Genomic DNA, 18,958 nt, shown 5'->3' with positions numbered 1-18,958 from the left:
TCTGTCTGATACGGTGCATGTAGGAATGGATGACTGTCGTCGATGGTGGAAGGATGTGGTAGACCGCGAAGGAAAATGGCAGGGACTGTCGCTCGATATCTGGCAGCCTGACATAGCTTCTCGTGGCGGACGGCTACAAATACAGGTTGGACCCCAAGGAATAGCCAAGCTGGTGCTAGATAAGCTGACATTGTTTTGGGCACGTATTGCCACGAACAGTGCTGATGCCTGGATATTAAGAAACTCACTCCAGGCAGAGGAAACAAAGATTATCGATCCTATTCGATCATCAGATGTGGAGAGCGCCAGGATTAAGGTGGCTGATGATAAGAAAGATGCATTCTGGTGTCGTTTTTTCGCTGAACGACTTAGTCACGTCTCTGCGCCAGTTCTTGGGCAAGGACAATGGCTATTACGGCCCATGCGTTATGTTAAGCCGCCTGCTCCACGTAACGCTCTTTCACAGCCAGTCTCCCAGTGGCGATTCGCGTCACCAGAATCTGCCGCTTCTTATTGTCCCCATTGGTCGTTGTTTGCCGAAAAAATCCCGGACCTTAGTGTTCTGACGCCGGTTATCGATATTGATCGCTGGTGGGATAATGAGCCTTTGCTGGCGCTACATGCAGTCGACCCACACAGTTCGCGGTTGAAATGGTGGAAAAAGGTCTGTCGAGAAGGAGAGCTACCGCCAGTGCTGGTGTGGTTTGTTTCGGGTATTGGCACCTATGTTATTCTAGATGGGCATTACCGTTTGCAGGCTGCATTGTCAGAGAAGGTTCCGCCGCGTTTTATCGTACTCAGTGGCTTACGCTATCAAACATTTGAGTATGATGATAGTCATCGATGTAAAATTGAGAAAGCATTTAAATATCAGCAGGATAGAAATCCATCTACTCCGGTAGCAGCTATCAATCAGGCACTGATTGATTTGTATGATAATCACCAGCAGTTATGTGGTGTGACGTTCAGTCGGGCTGTGTTGCATCCCAAACTTTGGTTTCAGGAAGTCCTCTTCTATTTAGGTCAGCAGGGGCTTGAAGATTACCAACCGCATTTTTGTGAGACATCATCACCTGTGTGCTGATGTTCCCGTCTGCCAATGCAGACTCAGGCGAACGCGAAGTGTAAAAATCGTCATGAAAACCGTTATTAAGCGTTTTTATTCTTTCACGCGCAGTTTGTTATTCCATTACGGAACTAATCATACTAATTCGGCATTTCATAACCCTTCTCTTCACGTTTTATAGTCGCTTTATAGAATTTTTAGCTTAGTAAAGGCATCTGTGAACTATCTCCCTATATTCGCCGATCTCCGGCAACGCCCCGTGTTGGTGGTGGGGGGCGGTGAGGTGGCAACCCGCAAAATTGACTTGTTGCAACGTGCCGGGGCGGATGTCCGGGTCGTAGCGCGGTCGTTGTGCGAGCCGCTTCAGGCTTTGCATCAGGCGGGACAACTGGCCTGGGTCGCGCAGGATTTTTCCCCTGCGCTGCTGGATAACGTATTTCTGGTGATTGCCGCCACCGATGACGGGGTGCTGAATGCCACGGTATTTGAGCAGGCTAATCAACGCCAGCTACTGGTTAACGTGGTAGACGATCAACCTAAATGCTCGTTCATTTTCCCGTCGCTGATTGACCGCTCGCCCTTGGTGGTGGCGATTTCATCGGGTGGTCAGGCACCGGTGCTGGCACGGTTATTACGAGAAAAGCTCGAGGCGCTATTGCCTGCTCGTCTGGGGCAGATGGCAGAGCTGGCCGGAAAATGGCGCGGCCGCATCAAGCAGCAACTGGCATCAATAACGGAACGCCGTCGGTTTTGGGAGCGAGTGTTTACCGGCCGTTTTTCCAGTCTGGTAGCGGCCGGTCAACTGGCTCAGGCCGAGCAGGAACTGGAACAGCAGCTGTCGCAGCCTGAGGGGCAACAGGGCGAGGTAGCCTTGGTGGGGGCTGGTCCCGGCGATGCCGGTTTGCTGACACTGCGCGGCTTGCAGGTCATCCAGCAGGCGGATGTGGTGCTTTACGATCATCTGGTCAGTAACGATGTGCTGGATCTGGTACGCCGTGATGCCGAGCGAATTTGTGTCGGTAAACGCGCCAGCGCGCACCTGCTGCCACAAGAAGAGATTAATGCGCTGTTGGTGAAACTGGCGCAAGAAGGGAAACGGGTTGTACGGCTCAAAGGCGGCGATCCCTTTATTTTTGGCCGCGGTGGCGAAGAACTGCAACAGGTAGCGCAGGCCGGTATTCCGTTTCAGGTGGTGCCGGGAATTACGGCGGCGGCAGGTGCGACAGCCTACGCTGGCATTCCGTTGACACACCGGGATTACGCGCAGAGCGTGACATTCATCACCGGACATTGTCGACCGGATGGCGATGCGCTGGACTGGTCGACGCTGGCGCGCGGCAGGCAGACATTGGCTATCTATATGGGCACGGTCAAATCGGCGGAAATCAGCCAGCAACTGATTGCGCATGGTCGGGCTGCACAGACGCCGGTGGCGGTCATCGGCCGCGGTACCCGACAGGATCAGGTCGTGCTGACGGGAACACTGGCGGAATTAGAAACGCTGGCGCAACAGGCTCCGACGCCTGCATTGCTGGTTATCGGCGAAGTGGTGGATTTGCATCAACACATCGCCTGGTTTGGTGAACAAGCGCGGATGACGCCGAATGATGGGCGCTCGGCCGTGGTGAATCTGGCTTAAGGTTAAGGTTATGGACGAGAAAAGACTCACGCATTTAAAGCAGCTTGAAGCAGAAAGTATTCATATCATTCGTGAGGTGGCGGCCGAATTCAGCAACCCGGTGATGCTGTACTCCATCGGCAAGGACTCCTCCGTGATGTTGCATCTGGCCCGCAAGGCGTTCTTTCCGGGTACGTTGCCGTTTCCGCTCTTGCATGTGGATACTGGCTGGAAATTTCGCGAAATGTACGAATTCCGCGATCGTACCGCCAAAGCTTATGGCTGTGAGTTGCTGGTGCACCGTAACCCGGAAGGGGTGGCGATGGGGATCAATCCCTTTGTGCACGGCAGCGCCAAGCATACCGACATCATGAAAACCGAAGGGCTAAAACAGGCACTGGATAAGTACGGTTTTGATGCCGCATTTGGTGGCGCTCGCCGTGACGAGGAAAAATCCCGTGCTAAAGAGCGTATCTACTCTTTCCGCGATCGCGCCCACCGCTGGGATCCTAAAAATCAGCGGCCGGAATTGTGGAACAACTATAACGGCCAGATTAATAAAGGCGAAAGCATCCGCGTATTCCCGCTTTCCAACTGGACTGAACTGGACATCTGGCAATACATCTATCTGGAAAATATCGATATTGTGCCGCTGTATCTGGCTGCGGAACGTCCGGTGCTGGAGCGCGATGGCATGCTGTTGATGGTGGATGATGACCGTATCGATCTGCAACCGGGTGAAGTTATCGCCAAGCGTATGGTGCGTTTTCGCACACTGGGTTGCTGGCCGCTGACCGGTGCAGTGGAGTCACAGGCGCAGACGTTACCGGAAATCATTGAAGAGATGTTGGTGTCCACCACCAGTGAACGTCAGGGACGGGTCATTGACCGCGATCAGGCCGGCTCCATGGAGCTTAAAAAGCGTCAAGGGTACTTCTGAGGAATCGTCAAATGAATCATAGCATTGCAAAACAGATTGCCGAGCAGGGCGGGGTTGAGGCTTACCTTCATGCACAGCAGAACAAAAGCCTGCTGCGTTTTTTGACCTGCGGCAGCGTTGACGATGGCAAAAGCACCCTGATTGGCCGATTGCTGCACGATACGCGTCAAATTTATGAAGATCAGCTCTCTACGTTGCACAATGACAGCAAACGCCTTGGTACGCAGGGTGAAAAGCTGGATCTGGCATTGCTGGTGGATGGCTTACAGGCTGAGCGCGAGCAGGGCATCACCATAGATGTGGCCTATCGCTATTTTTCCACTGAAAAGCGCAAATTTATTATTGCCGATACGCCGGGGCATGAGCAGTACACCCGTAATATGGCGACCGGCGCGTCTACCTGCGAATTGGCGATTTTGTTGATCGATGCGCGTAAAGGCGTGCTGGATCAGACCCGGCGTCACAGCTTCATCGCTACGCTATTGGGGATTCGCCATCTGGTAGTCGCTGTTAACAAGATGGATTTGGTGGATTATCAGCAGGCGGTCTTTGAACAGTTCAAGCGCGATTATCTGGATTTCGCTGGTCAGTTACCGGCGGATTTGGATATCACCTTTGTGCCGATTTCCGCGCTGGATGGCGATAATGTGGCAACGCCCAGTTCGTTTATGAACTGGTATAGCGGCCCGACGCTGCTGGACGTGCTGGAAACCGTTAATGTCTCTGCCCGTAGCCTGAGTCAGCCAATGCGTTTCCCGGTGCAGTATGTCAACCGCCCGAATCTTGATTTCCGTGGTTATGCCGGTACGGTCGCCTCAGGCACCGTGCAGGTTGGCCAGCGAGTAAAAGTCTTACCGTCCGGCGTGGAGTCCAGCGTCAGTCGTATCGTGACTTTCGATGGTGACCTACAGCAGGCGCAGGCGGGTGAAGCGGTGACGCTGGTGCTAGCCAGCGAGGTTGATATCAGCCGGGGAGACTTACTGGTCAGCAGTGAAGAAACACGTCAGGCGGTTCGCAGTGCCAATGTGGATGTGGTGTGGATGGCTGAGCAGCCCTTGGTACCGGGACAAAGCTACGATATCAAAATTGCCGGTAAGAAAACCCGCGCACGGGTGGAAAAAATTCACTATCAGGTGGATATCAACACCCTGACGCAGCGGGTTACCGAATCGCTGCCGCTTAACGGTATTGGTCTGGTAGAGCTTACCTTTGATGAACCGTTAGTACTGGATAAGTACCAGCACAATCCCGTTACCGGCGGCATGATTTTTATCGATCGTCTGAGTAATGTAACGGTCGGTGCCGGGTTGGTGCGTGAGCCGGTGGTACAGACTGTCACGCAGACCGGTGATTACAGTGCGTTTGAGCTGGAGTTGAACGCCTTGATTCGCCGTCACTTCCCGCACTGGGGTGCACGTGACCTGCTGGGAGGGAAATAAGGTGACGCAAACGCATTCCAGACCGGTTGACGACAATAGACCGGTTGATGCCAATGTGGTGTGGCATGACCATGCGGTGGCGCGTGAAGACCGGGAACGGCAACACGGTCACCGTGGCGTGGTGGTGTGGTTTACCGGGTTGTCCGGTTCCGGTAAGTCTACGTTAGCCGGGGCGCTGGAGCAGTCGCTGTTTGCCCGTGGTGTCAGTACTTATTTGCTTGATGGCGATAATGTTCGGCATGGCCTCTGCCGTGATCTGGGATTCAGCGACGACGACCGGCGGGAGAATATCCGCCGGGTGGGCGAGGTCGCCCGGTTGATGGTCGATGCGGGCCTGGTTGTATTAACCGCGTTTATCTCTCCGCATCGTGCTGAACGGCAGATGGTACGCGAACTGCTTGATCAGGGGCAGTTTCTTGAAGTGTTCGTTGATACGCCGCTGTCGATTTGTGAAGCCCGTGACCCCAAAGGTCTGTACAAGAAAGCCCGAGCCGGTGAGCTGCGTAATTTCACCGGTATTGATGCCATTTATGAGGCGCCGGAACAGCCGGAATTGCATCTGGACGGCCAACAATTGGTAACAAATTTAGTCGACGAATTATTAGATATGCTGCATGGTCGAGCTATCATCTAAGCCTCAGATGGCCCTTCACGAGGCTGTTCACCTCTGTGGCGTAGGTGTGTTTACGTTGTCGCGCTACGGGGTGTGCGAGTGAAGGGGCAGTCTTCAGGCCAACGGTTACCCGGTGATGGGGTAAGCAGGAACGATGATGCAGAGTGTGACGCCATTACCTGATAGCAGTACGCAAACCTATAACAGCACGCAGAGCTTTCAAGGTGAGGAGGACGTGCATCCTGGGGCGTCCTACAGTCCGCTGGTGGGTGCACTGGCCGGTTTTTGTTTCTACTGGCTGGCTTTTTCCCTGCCATTCGTGTTCTACGGCCTGAACTCCACGCTGCTGTTGATGCTGTATACCTGGCCTTTCTTCCTGGCGCTGATGCCCCTGTCGGTTCTGATCGGTATGTTGTTCCGCGTATTGTTGCCAAATCATGTGGGGTGGATGATGCTCTGCTGTGCGGTCAGCATTCCGGGCCTGTTCTGGTTGGTGTTTGTGTTAATCACCGGATGGTAGCCCTTCAGGCGTTATTCCCGCCACGATACCGATTTCAGACTATTTATTTCTTTGCTAAAACTGTGTCCATGAGTGAGTAACTTTATCCGTCACCGACTGGTTACGCCTGACTTTTCCCTGCCAGAAACGAATGCTGCTGGCGGAGGTGGAGTCCTGACAAAAGTTATGGGATGATTAGGCGGCTTTTCAGGGGGCTGGATGGGAAAACTTTCGCTATTATTGTTGATTCTTCTCGGTTGGTTGCAATATTCGCTCTGGCTGGGGAAAAACGGTGTTCATGATTATGTGCGGGTGAAGGATGACGTGGCGGTGCAGCAGGCCAACAACGTTAAACTGAAATCCCGTAACGAACAGCTGTTCGCCGAAATCGACGACCTCAACGGCGGTCAGGAAGCCATTGAGGAGCGTGCGCGCAACGAGCTGGGTATGACCAAACCGGGTGAAAGTTTTTATCGTTTAGTAGCAGACCAGGCTGATCGCCGTTCGGGCAGTAGCTCGTCACCTGCCCCATCCTCCCCGACGTCTTCCACTTCATCATCGATGTCTCGCTAGGTATGTCTACTCTGAATCACGCCGTGGCTGAGGTGGTCGCTGTTTTGCCGGCGGCGGGTAACGGCAGCCGGATGCTCAGTGATCGCCCCAAACAGTATCTTTCCATCGGTACGAAAACCATTCTTGAACACACGGTCGCCGCGTTGCTACGCCAGCCGCGAATTCAACGGATAATTATCGCTATTAGTGCCGATGACCCCTATTTTTCCGCGCTACCTCTGGCTTCGGATCCCCGTATTCAGGTGGTGATCGGCGGTCGTCAGCGTGCCGATTCGGTGCTGGCTGGGTTGCAACAGGTGCAGCAAGCTGATTGGGTGTTGGTGCATGATGCCGCCCGCCCTTGTTTACATCAGGATGATTTATCAAGACTATTGCTCCTGACCGGGCAGAGTGAAGTCGGTGGCATTTTGGCGGCCCCGGTACGTGATACCATGAAGCGCAGCCGTGATGGACACATTGACCACACGGTAGAACGTGAAGCGCTGTGGCATGCACTGACGCCGCAACTGTTCCCGCTGGCGCTGCTGCGCTCGTGTCTGGAACGCGCGTTGCGTGAAGGGGCAACCATAACCGATGAGGCCTCGGCGCTGGAATATTGCGGTTATCAGCCGCAGATAGTTCCGGGGCGTGCAGACAATATCAAAGTCACACGCCCGGAGGATCTGGCTCTGGCGGAATTTTATTTGATGCGCAGTCTGGATCATCATTAACACGATAATAAAGGAGCCTGAGTGATGCGTATCGGTCATGGTTTTGATGTGCATAAATTTGGCGGGGAAGGTCCGTTGGTGATCGGTGGGGTGCGTATTCCCTATGAGCGCGGTTTGCTGGCGCATTCCGATGGTGATGTTGTGTTGCATGCGGTTACCGACGCATTGCTGGGCGCAGCGGCAATGGGCGATATCGGCAAACTGTTTCCCGATACTGACCCGGCTTATCGCGGCATCGACAGCCGTGAATTGCTGCGTGAGGCCTGGCGTCGTATTACCGATAAAGGGTACGAGTTGGGTAACCTGGATGTCACTATCATTGCACAGGCCCCGAAGATGGCACCGCACATCCCACAAATGCGCGTCAATATTGCTGAAGATCTGCAATCGCATATGGATGACGTTAATGTGAAGGCGACCACCACGGAACAACTGGGTTTTACCGGGCGTGGCGAAGGAATTGCCTGTGAAGCGGTCGTGTTACTGGTCAGAAGCGATGCGGCGGGAGTCGTGGCATGGTGATGGCTCGTGAATCACTGTTTTGGCTGCATGGTGAACCTGTCGCAACAGGGGCACTCAAGGCGTCGCCAGATGATTTCTTCGTTGCCGAGGATTTGGGGTTTAGCGCAGATGGTGATGGCGAACATGTGCTGGTACGCCTTCGTAAACGAGAGTGTAATACCATTTTTGTGGCGGAAGCACTGGCCAGGTTTGCAGGTATCCCGGCGCGTTCTGTCAGCTATGCCGGACTAAAAGATCGTCATGCGGTAACCGAGCAGTGGTTCTGTCTTCATTTGCCAGGTAAAGAGGACCCTGAGTGGTCCGCATTTGCGCTCGATGGGTGTGAAATTCTTGAAGCACATCGCCATCGCCGTAAACTGCGAATTGGTGCGCTACGTGGCAATGCATTTCGACTGGTGTTGCGTGAGATCAGTGACCGTGCCGAGGTCGAGACCCGTTTGCAGCAGGTCGCAGCCGGGGGCGTCCCTAATTATTTCGGCAGTCAGCGTTTTGGTCGCGATGGTAATAATCTGGATCAGGCCCGTCGTTGGGCGAATGACGAGATTCGTGTTAAGGATCGCAGCAAACGGAGTTTCTACCTGTCGGCCGTTCGCAGTGAATTATTTAATCAGATAGCCAGTGCGCGGCTGGCGACATATGGCCCAACAGAAGTATTGGTGGGTGATGCACTGCAACTGACCGGTCGCGGTAGCTGGTTTGTGGTGAAGCCGGAGGAGTTGGACGACGCGCAGTCACGAGTGAATGCTGGCGACGTACAAATTACCGCGGCCTTACCGGGACAAGGCGACCCTGGCGTGCAAGCGCTGGCGCTGTCGTTTGAGCAGCAATGTTTGCAGGAGCACACTCAGCTCTTATCATTGTTGACGCGCGAGCGGGTGGAGAGTGCTCGTCGCGCTATCATGTTGTATCCGCAAGAGATGCGCTGGTCGTGGCAAGATGATGCCACGCTGGAGTTGCACTTTTGGCTGCCTGCGGGGTGCTTTGCCACCAGCGTGGTGCGGGAACTGCTGCTTCCTGTGCAACAGGAACAACAGGAAAATAGGTAATCGGTCTGATCCGCGGTGGATTTTTCGGTCGCAGACGCCTGTGTTATGCCGGGATGTGCAGTCGGTTTCTTTGCTATCGGGGGACGGAGCGAGTTGATGAGGTGGGCTAACGCTGGAGCGGGCTGGGAATGGTGAACAAACGCGTGCAAACGCTGCTGGAACAGCTTCGCCAGCAGGGAATTCAGGATGAGCGCCTGTTGCAGGCGATGGCTTCGGTTCCCCGTGAACGCTTTGTTGACGAGGCGTTCGAGCATAAAGCCTATGATAATGTCGCCCTGCCCATCGGCTCCGGACAAACCATTTCTCAACCATACACCGTCGCCAGAATGACGGAGTTGTTACGGCTGACGCCGGTATCGCGTGTGCTGGAAATTGGCACGGGGTCCGGCTATCAAACCGCCATCCTGGCACATCTGGTGCAGCATGTGTTTTCAGTTGAGCGCATTAAAGGCCTGCAGTGGCAGGCGAAAAGGCGTCTTAAGCAACTGGATCTGCATAATATTTCCACCCGCCATGGCGATGGCTGGCAAGGCTGGGCTTCTAAAGGGCCATTCGATGCCATTATTGTCACGGCGGCTCCGCCGGAGATCCCCTCGGCGTTGATGGAGCAACTCGATGAAGGCGGCATTATGGTGTTGCCGGTAGGGGAGCAACAGCAAACGTTGCAGGTGGTTGTGCACCGTCATGGTGAATTTATCGTCCAGACGGTGGAAACAGTTCGGTTTGTTCCGCTGGTCAAAGGGGAACTGGCTTGATACCGTGGCACTCGCCGTCACCATCTTCAATGACATCGTCTTGATCGGCAAACCAGTACTGACTGGTAAATAGTATCTATTGGTAAACAGTATTCATCGGTAAAACATCCGTCTTTAAAATTTCAATACAACTGTCTTATGGTGATAACGGATTGATATTGATAGGCTGTGTGCCGTCGTTGTCCGTGTCTTAGCCCTGTTGGTACGGTATGGCTGCCAGGCAGAACTGTGTAGTGATTGCCTGTTTGTATCGACGAATACGATGAATGGTGGCTGCGTTTTGCGTTGTTTGGCATGCTCGCTACCCTTCATCAGGGTACCCCGGACAGGAGTAAACGCCGGGGCCGGGCAGATTTCGTCATTTTTGGTTATAGGGGGAATTTGGCGCATGGGAAGCCAAATCGTTAACTGGCGTCAGATCGCTGTGTGTTCGATTATTACTCTGGGATTGGCTGGTTGTGCAAATGACAATAATCAGGCCGCCCCGATCAGCAGCGTGGGAGGTAACGACGCAGGAAGCCGTTCGGGCAGTACGACCACCTATTCACCACCACCGCGTATTTCGAGCGTTGGCAGCAGCATGAGCAATAACTCGCAGCCTCTTCCTTCTGCGAGTATCAGCCGTCCTTCTGGCGAGGCGTCGCCAGCACCCGCAGCCGTCACCACGCGGGAAGGGAAGATTGTCTATAACCGTAGCTATAACAGCATTCCGAAAGGGAGCTATACCGGCAATAACTACACTGTCAAACGTGGGGATACCCTGTTTTATATTGCCTGGATCACCGGTAATGATTATCGCGAGCTGGCCCAGCGCAACAATATTCAGGAGCCTTATAGTCTGAATGTCGGCCAGACGCTGAGTCTTGGCAGCAACATGAATGCTTCAGGCGGTTCTCAGGGGATGGCGATCGCCGGTACGCCGACGATGACAACGACCCCTGCTCCTGTCGCCAGCAGCCCGTCTGACAGCGGCCATATGTTGCCAGAAAATGCGGCTAAAGCCTCTGGCGGTAGTCGTATGTTGTCGGGCAATAATAATACCGCGAACAGCAGCGGTCATATGCTGCCAGCCAACGCGGCGGCCGCTGCTGCGGCATCGCCATCGTCAACACAAATGCAAACCGCACAGGTTGATTCTCAACCAACTAATGCGTATTCTGAAGGTTCGGGTAAACAGAATGCGGGCGGTAAGATGCTGCCTGCGGCAGGGGCTGCAGCTACGTTGCCTGCCACCGAACCGACGCAAACCAATACGGCAATTGCCAGTTGGCGTTGGCCTACAGATGGGAAAGTCATAGATAATTTCTCAGCCTCAGAGGGGGGAAATAAAGGGATTGATATCGCCGGCTCACGTGGGCAATCCGTTGTCGCTACCGCTTCAGGGCGCGTAGTGTATGCGGGTAACGCGTTACGCGGTTACGGTAATCTGATAATCATCAAACATAATGATGACTACCTGAGCGCCTATGCCCATAACGAAACCATGCTGGTCCGGGAACAACAAGAGGTAAAGGCGGGTCAACAAATTGCTACCATGGGTAGCACCGGAACCAGTTCAGTACGCTTGCACTTTGAAATTCGTTACAAGGGGAAATCCGTAAACCCGCTGCGTTTTCTTCCGCAGCGATAAATCGGGCAGGGTATGTTGGTATCCTGCCATGGGATCACGGGTAGGAGCCACTTATGAGCCAAAATACGCTGAAAGTTAACGAGTTGCATGAAGATGCTGAATTTGATGAGAACGGAGTCGATGTTTTTGACGACAAAGCGCTTGCGGAGGAAGAAACCAGCGATAGCGATCTACTCGATGAGGAATTGCTCTCGCAAGGAACTGCACAGCGCGTGCTGGACGCAACTCAGCTCTATCTGGGAGAAATCGGCTACTCACCTCTTCTGACGGCTGAAGAAGAAGTTTACTTTGCCCGTCGGGCACTACGCGGCGATGTCTCTTCTCGCCGCCGTATGATCGAGAGTAACCTGCGGCTGGTGGTGAAAATCGCCCGCCGCTACAACAATCGAGGGCTGGCATTGCTGGACCTGATTGAAGAGGGGAACCTCGGTCTTATCCGCGCTGTTGAGAAATTTGACCCTGAACGTGGGTTCCGTTTTTCAACTTACGCCACCTGGTGGATCCGTCAAACGATTGAACGGGCCATCATGAATCAAACCCGAACTATCCGTTTACCTATCCATATCGTTAAAGAACTCAACGTTTATCTGCGTACTGCACGTGAGCTTTCCCACAAGCTGGATCATGAGCCGAGTGCGGAAGAGATTGCTGAACGCCTGGATAAGCCAGTGGACGACGTAAACCGCATGCTGCGCCTCAATGAGCGCATCACGTCGGTCGATACCCCATTGGGCGGAGATTCGGAGAAAGCGCTGCTGGATATTCTGGCCGATGAGAAAGATAACGGCCCGGAAGATACCACTCAGGATAACGATATGAAGCAGAATATCGTTAAGTGGTTGTTTGAACTGAACGCCAAACAGCGTGAGGTACTGGCTCGTCGTTTCGGTCTGCTGGGATATGAAGCCGCTACACTGGAGGATGTCGGTCGTGAAATCGGTCTGACACGTGAGCGGGTTCGTCAGATTCAGGTAGAAGGGTTGCGCCGTCTGCGTGAAATCCTGCAAGTGCAGGGCTTGGATATCGAAGAGCTGTTCCGCGAATAATCTGCACAATAATTAACATGGCACAAAAAATGGTGGGTTTCCCCACCATTTTTTATGTCCGACGTATCAGACGTTGTATGTCTGAGAGGCGGTTTGCCTTATCGGGCACATTGAGACAGCAAAAACTCAACGATATCGCCGGCTTTGATCATCTCTTTCTCGCCTTTACGACGGTGCTTATATTCGATCTCGTCATTGTCGAGGTTACGATCGCCAATCACGATAGTATGCGGAATCCCGATCAATTCCATATCGGCAAACATAACGCCAGGACGCTCTTTACGGTCATCCAGCAACACATCAATGCCGTTTGCACGTAACTGCTGGTAGATGCCTTCGGCTACTTCCTGCACACGGAAGGATTTATGCATGTTCATCGGCAGAATAGCGACCTGGAACGGCGCGATAGCGTCAGGCCAGATAATGCCGCGATCGTCGTGGTTCTGTTCAATGGCGGCGGCGATCACACGGGTGACACCGATGCCGTAGCATCCCATAGTCAGAGTCTGGTTACGACCGTCTTCACCTTGTACCGTGGCTTTCAATGCTTCGGAATATTTTTTACCCAACTGGAAGATGTGGCCTACTTCGATACCACGCTTGATAAGCAGCGTGCCTTTACCGTCCGGGCTGCGATCACCTTCTACTACATTGCGGATATCCGCAACCTGCGGCAGCGCGACATCGCGTTCCCAGTTGATACCGAAGTAATGCTTACCATCAATGTTGGCACCTGCACTGAAGTCGCTCATGACGGCGACAGTCCGGTCAACGACAACCGGTACCGGCATATTGACCGGCCCCAGTGAACCTGGGCCTGCTTTTACAATCGCACGGATTTCATCTTCGGTAGCAAATGTCAGCGGGCTGGCAACCAGTTCCAGTTTTTCTGCTTTGACTTCGTTCAGTTCGTGATCGCCACGAACCAGCAGGGCAACCAGTTTATGGCCGCTTTCTTCCGTCGCTTTCACCAGCAGGGTCTTAACGGTTTTTTCTATTGGCAGAGTAAACTGTTCGACCAGCTCGGCGATGGTTTTAGCGTTCGGCGTATCTACCAGCGTCATCGGTTGAGTCGGCGCGCCGAGACCATGTTCCGGTGCGATGGCTTCCGCCAGCTCAATATTGGCGGCGTAATCCGATTCTGTAGAGAAGACGATATCGTCTTCACCGCTGCTGGCCAGCACCTGGAATTCATGGGATGCATTGCCGCCGATAGAACCGGTGTCAGCCTGTACCGGGCGGAAATCGAGGTCCATGCGACTGAAAATCTTGCTGTAGGCGGCATACATGGCGTCGTAAGTAACCTGCAAGGATTCCTGGGTGGTATGGAACGAATACGCATCCTTCATCAGGAATTCACGCGCACGCATGACGCCAAAACGCGGACGGACTTCATCACGGAATTTGGTCTGGATCTGGTAGAAGTTCAGCGGCAACTGCTTGTAGGAGCTGATTTCGTTACGGATCAAATCCGTAATCACTTCTTCATGCGTTGGGCCGAGTACAAACGGGCGGTCGCCACGGTCAACAAAGCGCAACAGTTCAGGACCATACTGCTCCCAGCGGCCGCTTTCCTGCCACAAGTCGGCGGGTTGAACCACCGGCATTGAAATCTCGATGGCACCGGCGTTATTCATTTCTTCACGCACGATGTTTTCGACTTTTTTCAGCACCCGTAATCCGGTTGGCAACCAGGTATAAAGGCCGGATGCCAGTTTACGAATCATCCCGGCACGCAGCATTAACTGATGGCTGATGACTTCGGCATCGGCAGGCGTCTCCTTCAGCGTGGAGAGCATATATTGACTTGTACGCATGATGTTTGAGTTCCGTCAGAACAAATAAATAGCATTAACCACAGTGTGGTTCAGGCAGAAAAAGTGGTTTAGTTTACCAGTGCGGGCGGTTCCCCAAAAGTCGCCGCCGCGTTTTTTAACCGGCATCAAGGCTGATCACTTCCGTTTGACCGTCAATGACCTGCCATTTGACATTAAATTCCAACAACCGTGCGGCATACACTTTGGTGTCATCCTCCCCTTTGCGATACGCTGGGCGAGGGTCTTGTGCCAGCACCTGGGTAATAAAACGCCGCAAATTAGGATGTATGTGCTGCTGCGTAGTCAGTTGCTGTTCCGCCAGCGCGGAAAAGCGAACGGGCATATCGGCGTCGGGTGCCAATTGTGCAAAACCAGCACGCGCTTGCGGCTGGCTTTCGGCGAAGGGCAAATACGGTTTGATATCAACGATAGGGGTGCCATCAACCAGGTCCAGACTACCCAGTTCCAGTATGACGCCATCCCGACCTGTGCGAACCGCTTTGAGTTCAACTAGCGACATACCGATTGGGTTAGGGCGAAAGGTTGAACGGGTAGCGAATACGCCCATACGGGCGTTGCCACCCAGACGCGGGGGCCTGACCGTTGGGTGCCAGCCAGCCGAGGCTGTCTGGTGGAAGATAAACAGTAGCCACAGATGACTGAAATCTTCGAGCCCGCGAACGGCCTCGGGTTGATCATAAGGCGAGAGGAGATGTAACTCCCCACCGCCATCCTTAATCAGACCGGGTTGCCGGGGTACGGCGAATTTTTCTTTATAAGGGGAGCGGATAACGCCGATCTGATTAAAGCAAAATTGGTTCATTGCGCGGAAACTTTCAATGCGGTGCCCTGGCAAACGGCCTGACGATAGCATCCTGCGACATTGCTGATTATCTGGCAGTCATGCAGCAATACCGCGTTAGCTTTCATGGCGGTAGCGCGGTTTTGCATCTTTCTGCGGGCAGAGGGAATGCTGGGGGGCGTATCTTGCGCACTTGACTGGCAGGACGAACCCGATACTTCGCCCATATCACGGAATGGTTTACCTACCAATTCTTCGGCACTTTTATACATCACGGCAGGTGCGGTATGTACGACCGGCTTCGGCTTCGGCGGCGGTTCTACTGCTGCAGGGGGCTGAGGTTGTGGCGTAGGCGCAGCGGGTTTGTGCAGCAGGGAACACCCTGTTAGCGAAAGTGCCAACAACAGAACAGGTACAGCACGCATAAATTTTCCTCTGGCTTGGATAAAGTGCGGTTATTGAAGCAAGCTATACAGAAAATAACAAGACGGGCTGGCGCCCGTCTTTCATCTCTTTTGTGCGAGAAAGTAAGTATTAACTTACCAGCCTTTCACTGCACCACCATTAAAGACTTTCAATGCCGCCTGATTCACTTCCTCAGACTGATAGGCCTTGACGAATTTTTTCACGTTTTCTGCGTCTTTGTTGTCTTCACGGGCAACCAGCAGGTTTACGTATGGTGAGTTTTTGTCTTCTACAAACAGACCATCTTTGGCTGGGGTCAGATTGATTTGGCTGGCATAGGTGGTGTTGATGATAGCCAGCGCAATCTGGTCGTCATCCAAAGAACGCGGTAATTGCGGCGCTTCCAGCTCAACCAGTTTCAGGTTTTTCGGGTTTTCAACCACATCCAGCACGGTCGGTAACAGGCCAACATTGTCTTTGAGTTTGATTAAACCGACTTTCTGTAGCAGCAACAGCGAGCGGCCCAGGTTTGTCGGGTCGTTAGGCAGTGCTATCTGAGCGCCATTTTGCAGTTCGCTCAGCGATTTGATTTTTTTGGAATAGCCTGCGATCGGGTACACAAAGGTGTTGCCGACGGAAACCAGCTTATAGCCGCGGTCTTTAATTTGCTGGTCGAGATACGGTTTGTGCTGGAAGGCGTTCAGGTCGATATCGCCTTTGCTCAGCGCTTCGTTCGGCAGCACGTAATCATTAAAGGTCACCAGCTCAACATCCAGGCCGTATTTTTCTTTGGCGACTTTCTGTGCCACTTCCGCTACCTGCTGCTCTGCACCGACGATAACGCCCACTTTAATGTGGTTAGGGTTCTTCTGCTCCTGACCGCATCCGGCCAGCGCCAGTGCACCAATCAACGCACCCACTGCGGCGATAGATTTCAATTTAATTGCCATTTTTTACCCCTATGTAATGTTTTTAACCTGCACGGAAGAAGATAAACGCGATGCTAAAACTCAATTATTTATGAGTAACGGCCCGCACCACTCGGTCACCGAAGAACTGAATCAGATAAACCAGAATCACCAGCAAGATCAGAACGGTATTCATTACCAAAGGGTTGTAGGTCACATACCCGTATTGAATACCTAATTGCCCCAGACCTCCCGCACCGACAGCCCCACCCATTGCTGAATAGCCAACCAGTGTTATAAGCGTAATCGTAGCGGCGTTCACCAATCCCGGCAGCGCCTCGGGCAATAGTACTTTGCGGATAATTTGGATTGGGGTCGCCCCCATTGCTCGCGACGCTTCAATCAATCCTACGGGCAATTCCAACAGTGTGTTTTCCACCATTCGAGCGATAAATGGCGATGCGCCGACTGTCAGAGGTACGATCACTGCGTAGAGGCCGATAGACGTACCGACAATCATGCGGGTGAATGGGATCATCCATACCAATAAGATGATAAAAGGAATTGAACGGAAGACATTGACTAGCGCTGAAATCACTCGGTACAGCGAGATATTTTCCATAATCTGCCCAGGACGGGTGACATACAGTAGCACGCCGAAAGGCATTCCAACGGCAAACCCCAAAAAGCCAGAGGCAAAAGTCATAAACAACGTTTCCCAGATACTCCGGGCAAATAACCATACCATTGCCTCAGACATAACCCAATACCTCAATATTTACATGGTGTTGCTGCAGAAATGCGATAGCGGCTTGAGTATCAGTATCTTGTCCGTGCATTTCTGCCAGCATGATGCCGAATTTAACGCCACCGGCGTAATCCATCTGCGCACTGATAATGTTGTTGTTGACGTTGAACGTGCGAGCCACTTCGGACAGCAACGGCGCATCGACCGACTGACCGGTGAATTCCATTCGCAGTAGCGGTACGCTTCCCTGACGGGGTGTTGGTGATAGTCGTTGCTGGTAGTCATCCGGAATATCCAGATGCAGGGTAGACTGAATAAATTTCTGTGCCAGCGGCGTTTTCGGGTGTGAGAACACCTCGCTGACCGTGTCCTGCTCAATCAGCTTACCGTCACTGATTACCGCTACCTGATCACAAATACGTTTAACGACATCCATTTCATGCGTAATCAATAGAATGGTCAGACCCAGTCGACGATTAATGTCTTTTAGTAATTCAAGAATAGAACGGGTAGTGGCTGGGTCCAGTGCGCTGGTGGCTTCATCACACAGCAATACTTTAGGATTACTTGCCAACGCACGGGCGATGGCGACACGCTGTTTTTGACCGCCAGACAGGTTGGCTGGATAAGCATCATGTTTGTCCGACAGGCCGACCAAATCCAGAAGTTGATGTACCCGTTGCTTGATATCAGACGCAGGAGTGTTGTCCAGTTCCAGCGGTAACGCTACGTTGCCAAATACGGTACGGGAGGATAACAAATTGAAGTGCTGGAAAATCATGCCGATTTGACGGCGGGTGCGCGTCAGTTGGCTTTCTGACAGACTCATCAGATCTTTCCCGTCGATCAGCACTTTCCCTTGAGTCGGTCTTTCCAACAGATTGACGCAACGAATCAGTGTGCTTTTACCCGCACCGGATGCGCCGATTACGCCATAAATCTGGCCAGCGGGTACGCGTAGTGTTACGTCGTCAAGTGCAGTGACGGCGCGCCCCTTTTGCTGAAAAACCTTTGTAATATTAAGTAGTTCAATCATAAGTTTTATCAAAGATGCCGATAGCCGGATTAGAAACCATGATAATCCGGCTCAATGTGGAAGGGATGTTAAGGCGTCTAGACGTCCAAGTCAATCTAGATCCTATTGGGGAGGTACTCTCTCTGATAATGAAAACATGCGATACTACGCGCAATTTACGCCATCAGGAGCAAAGGCAAGTGGCAAATAGCGTTCCAGCAATTTTTCTCGACCGTGACGGTACTATTAATGTTGATCATGGCTATGTCCATGAAATCGATCAGTTTCAATTTATCGATGGTGTCATCGAAGCCTTGCATGAACTCAAAAAAATGGGGTTTGCTTTGGTATTGGTGACTAATCAGTCGGGGATTGCCAGAGGTAAGTTTACTGAAGAGCAGTTCATGCAACTTACCGAATGGATGGACTGGTCGCTGGCCGATCGCGGTGTTGATTTGGATGGTATCTACTATTGTCCGCATCATCCTGATGCCGGTGAAGGGGAGTACCGCCAACAGTGTGACTGTCGTAAGCCTCAGCCAGGCATGTTCATCTCCGCGCAGCGTCATCTACATATTGATATGGCGGCTTCTTATATGGTGGGCGACAAAATGGAAGATATGCAGGCAGCTCAGGCGGCAGGAGTTGGCACTAAAGTCTTGGTAAAAACCGGTAAGCCACTCACTGAAGAGGGCGAAAAATTGGCTGATTGGGTAATTGATAGCCTGGCAGACCTGCCTAAAACGATAAAACAGCACGGAAAATAGCCGTAAGGGTGGAAAAATGCGCGAACGGAAAAAAAGATC

General features: G+C 52.7%; 20 protein-coding genes. 14 read left to right on the top strand and 6 right to left on the bottom strand.

What is annotated here, in order from left to right:
- Nucleotides 1–55 precede the first annotated feature (55 nt).
- The 13 genes from DZE2538_RS20930 (at nt 56) to rpoS (ending at nt 12,457) form a co-directional block, all read left to right on the top strand.
- Nucleotides 56–1,084 (top strand): hypothetical protein, encoded by a 1,029-nt coding sequence (locus DZE2538_RS20930; RefSeq protein WP_152486147.1) that lies wholly within the window; start codon nt 56–58, stop codon nt 1,082–1,084.
- Between the two features lie 199 nt (nt 1,085–1,283).
- Nucleotides 1,284–2,705: a siroheme synthase CysG gene (gene cysG / locus DZE2538_RS15545; protein ID WP_038916739.1), complete on the top strand. Its 1,422-nt coding sequence runs from the start codon at nt 1,284–1,286 to the stop codon at nt 2,703–2,705.
- 10 nt (nt 2,706–2,715) lie between these two features.
- On the top strand, nt 2,716–3,624 hold the full coding sequence (gene cysD, locus DZE2538_RS15540; protein ID WP_012885949.1) for a sulfate adenylyltransferase subunit CysD: 909 nt from the start codon (nt 2,716–2,718) through the stop codon (nt 3,622–3,624).
- A gap of 11 nt (nt 3,625–3,635) precedes the next feature.
- A complete protein-coding gene (gene cysN, locus DZE2538_RS15535) occupies nt 3,636–5,063 on the top strand; it encodes a sulfate adenylyltransferase subunit CysN (protein WP_038916738.1) in 1,428 nt (475 codons plus the stop codon).
- 1 nt (nt 5,064) lies between these two features.
- Entirely contained in the window at nt 5,065–5,697 is a 633-nt protein-coding gene (gene cysC, locus DZE2538_RS15530) for an adenylyl-sulfate kinase (protein WP_038916737.1), read from the top strand.
- Nucleotides 5,698–5,833: 136 nt separating this feature from the next.
- Complete coding sequence (locus DZE2538_RS15525; protein ID WP_038916736.1) at nt 5,834–6,196, top strand: DUF3561 family protein; 363 nt, start codon at nt 5,834–5,836, stop codon at nt 6,194–6,196.
- Nucleotides 6,197–6,394: 198 nt separating this feature from the next.
- Nucleotides 6,395–6,748, top strand: coding sequence for a cell division protein FtsB (gene ftsB, locus DZE2538_RS15520; RefSeq protein WP_023640614.1), 354 nt, complete (start codon nt 6,395–6,397; stop codon nt 6,746–6,748).
- Between the two features lie 2 nt (nt 6,749–6,750).
- Complete coding sequence (gene ispD / locus DZE2538_RS15515; RefSeq protein ID WP_038916735.1) at nt 6,751–7,458, top strand: 2-C-methyl-D-erythritol 4-phosphate cytidylyltransferase; 708 nt, start codon at nt 6,751–6,753, stop codon at nt 7,456–7,458.
- A gap of 24 nt (nt 7,459–7,482) precedes the next feature.
- Nucleotides 7,483–7,980 carry a 2-C-methyl-D-erythritol 2,4-cyclodiphosphate synthase gene (ispF, locus tag DZE2538_RS15510; protein WP_012885943.1) on the top strand — a complete coding sequence of 166 codons (498 nt, stop codon included), beginning with the start codon at nt 7,483–7,485 and terminating at the stop codon, nt 7,978–7,980.
- Complete coding sequence (gene truD, locus DZE2538_RS15505) at nt 7,980–9,026, top strand: tRNA pseudouridine(13) synthase TruD (protein ID WP_038917204.1); 1,047 nt, start codon at nt 7,980–7,982, stop codon at nt 9,024–9,026. Before ispF ends, truD begins: the two co-directional genes overlap by 1 nt.
- Before the next feature lie 128 nt (nt 9,027–9,154).
- Entirely contained in the window at nt 9,155–9,781 is a 627-nt protein-coding gene (locus DZE2538_RS15500; protein ID WP_012885941.1) for a protein-L-isoaspartate(D-aspartate) O-methyltransferase, read from the top strand.
- Between the two features lie 388 nt (nt 9,782–10,169).
- Complete coding sequence (gene nlpD / locus DZE2538_RS15495) at nt 10,170–11,411, top strand: murein hydrolase activator NlpD (RefSeq protein WP_019846145.1); 1,242 nt, start codon at nt 10,170–10,172, stop codon at nt 11,409–11,411.
- 53 nt (nt 11,412–11,464) lie between these two features.
- Nucleotides 11,465–12,457 (top strand): RNA polymerase sigma factor RpoS, encoded by a 993-nt coding sequence (gene rpoS, locus DZE2538_RS15490; protein WP_012885939.1) that lies wholly within the window; start codon nt 11,465–11,467, stop codon nt 12,455–12,457.
- Between the two features lie 98 nt (nt 12,458–12,555).
- Here rpoS and proS read toward each other — a convergent pair whose 3' ends face one another.
- The 6 genes from proS to metN all read right to left on the bottom strand — a co-directional run bounded on the left by proS (nt 12,556) and on the right by metN (nt 18,173).
- Nucleotides 12,556–14,274 (bottom strand): proline--tRNA ligase, encoded by a 1,719-nt coding sequence (proS, locus tag DZE2538_RS15485; RefSeq protein WP_038916734.1) that lies wholly within the window; start codon nt 14,272–14,274, stop codon nt 12,556–12,558.
- Between the two features lie 115 nt (nt 14,275–14,389).
- Complete coding sequence (gene tsaA / locus DZE2538_RS15480; protein WP_038916733.1) at nt 14,390–15,097, bottom strand: tRNA (N6-threonylcarbamoyladenosine(37)-N6)-methyltransferase TrmO; 708 nt, start codon at nt 15,095–15,097, stop codon at nt 14,390–14,392.
- Complete coding sequence (rcsF, locus tag DZE2538_RS15475) at nt 15,094–15,501, bottom strand: Rcs stress response system protein RcsF (RefSeq protein WP_019846142.1); 408 nt, start codon at nt 15,499–15,501, stop codon at nt 15,094–15,096. Before rcsF ends, tsaA begins: the two co-directional genes overlap by 4 nt.
- A gap of 114 nt (nt 15,502–15,615) precedes the next feature.
- Nucleotides 15,616–16,431, bottom strand: a complete 816-nt coding sequence (locus DZE2538_RS15470) for a MetQ/NlpA family lipoprotein (protein ID WP_038916732.1) — start codon at nt 16,429–16,431, stop codon at nt 15,616–15,618.
- Between the two features lie 64 nt (nt 16,432–16,495).
- On the bottom strand, nt 16,496–17,149 hold the full coding sequence (locus DZE2538_RS15465; protein WP_038916731.1) for a methionine ABC transporter permease MetI: 654 nt from the start codon (nt 17,147–17,149) through the stop codon (nt 16,496–16,498).
- A complete protein-coding gene (metN, locus tag DZE2538_RS15460; protein WP_023640610.1) occupies nt 17,142–18,173 on the bottom strand; it encodes a methionine ABC transporter ATP-binding protein MetN in 1,032 nt (343 codons plus the stop codon). Before metN ends, DZE2538_RS15465 begins: the two co-directional genes overlap by 8 nt.
- Before the next feature lie 179 nt (nt 18,174–18,352).
- On the opposite strand from metN, the gene gmhB reads away from it, so the two are divergent.
- Entirely contained in the window at nt 18,353–18,919 is a 567-nt protein-coding gene (gmhB, locus tag DZE2538_RS15455; protein WP_023640609.1) for a D-glycero-beta-D-manno-heptose 1,7-bisphosphate 7-phosphatase, read from the top strand.
- Nucleotides 18,920–18,958 lie beyond the last annotated feature (39 nt).

It is taken from the genome of Dickeya zeae NCPPB 2538 (genome assembly GCF_000406165.1).
Lineage (GTDB): Bacteria > Pseudomonadota > Gammaproteobacteria > Enterobacterales > Enterobacteriaceae > Dickeya > Dickeya zeae.
This window is presented reverse-complemented; position numbering and strand designations above follow the sequence as displayed.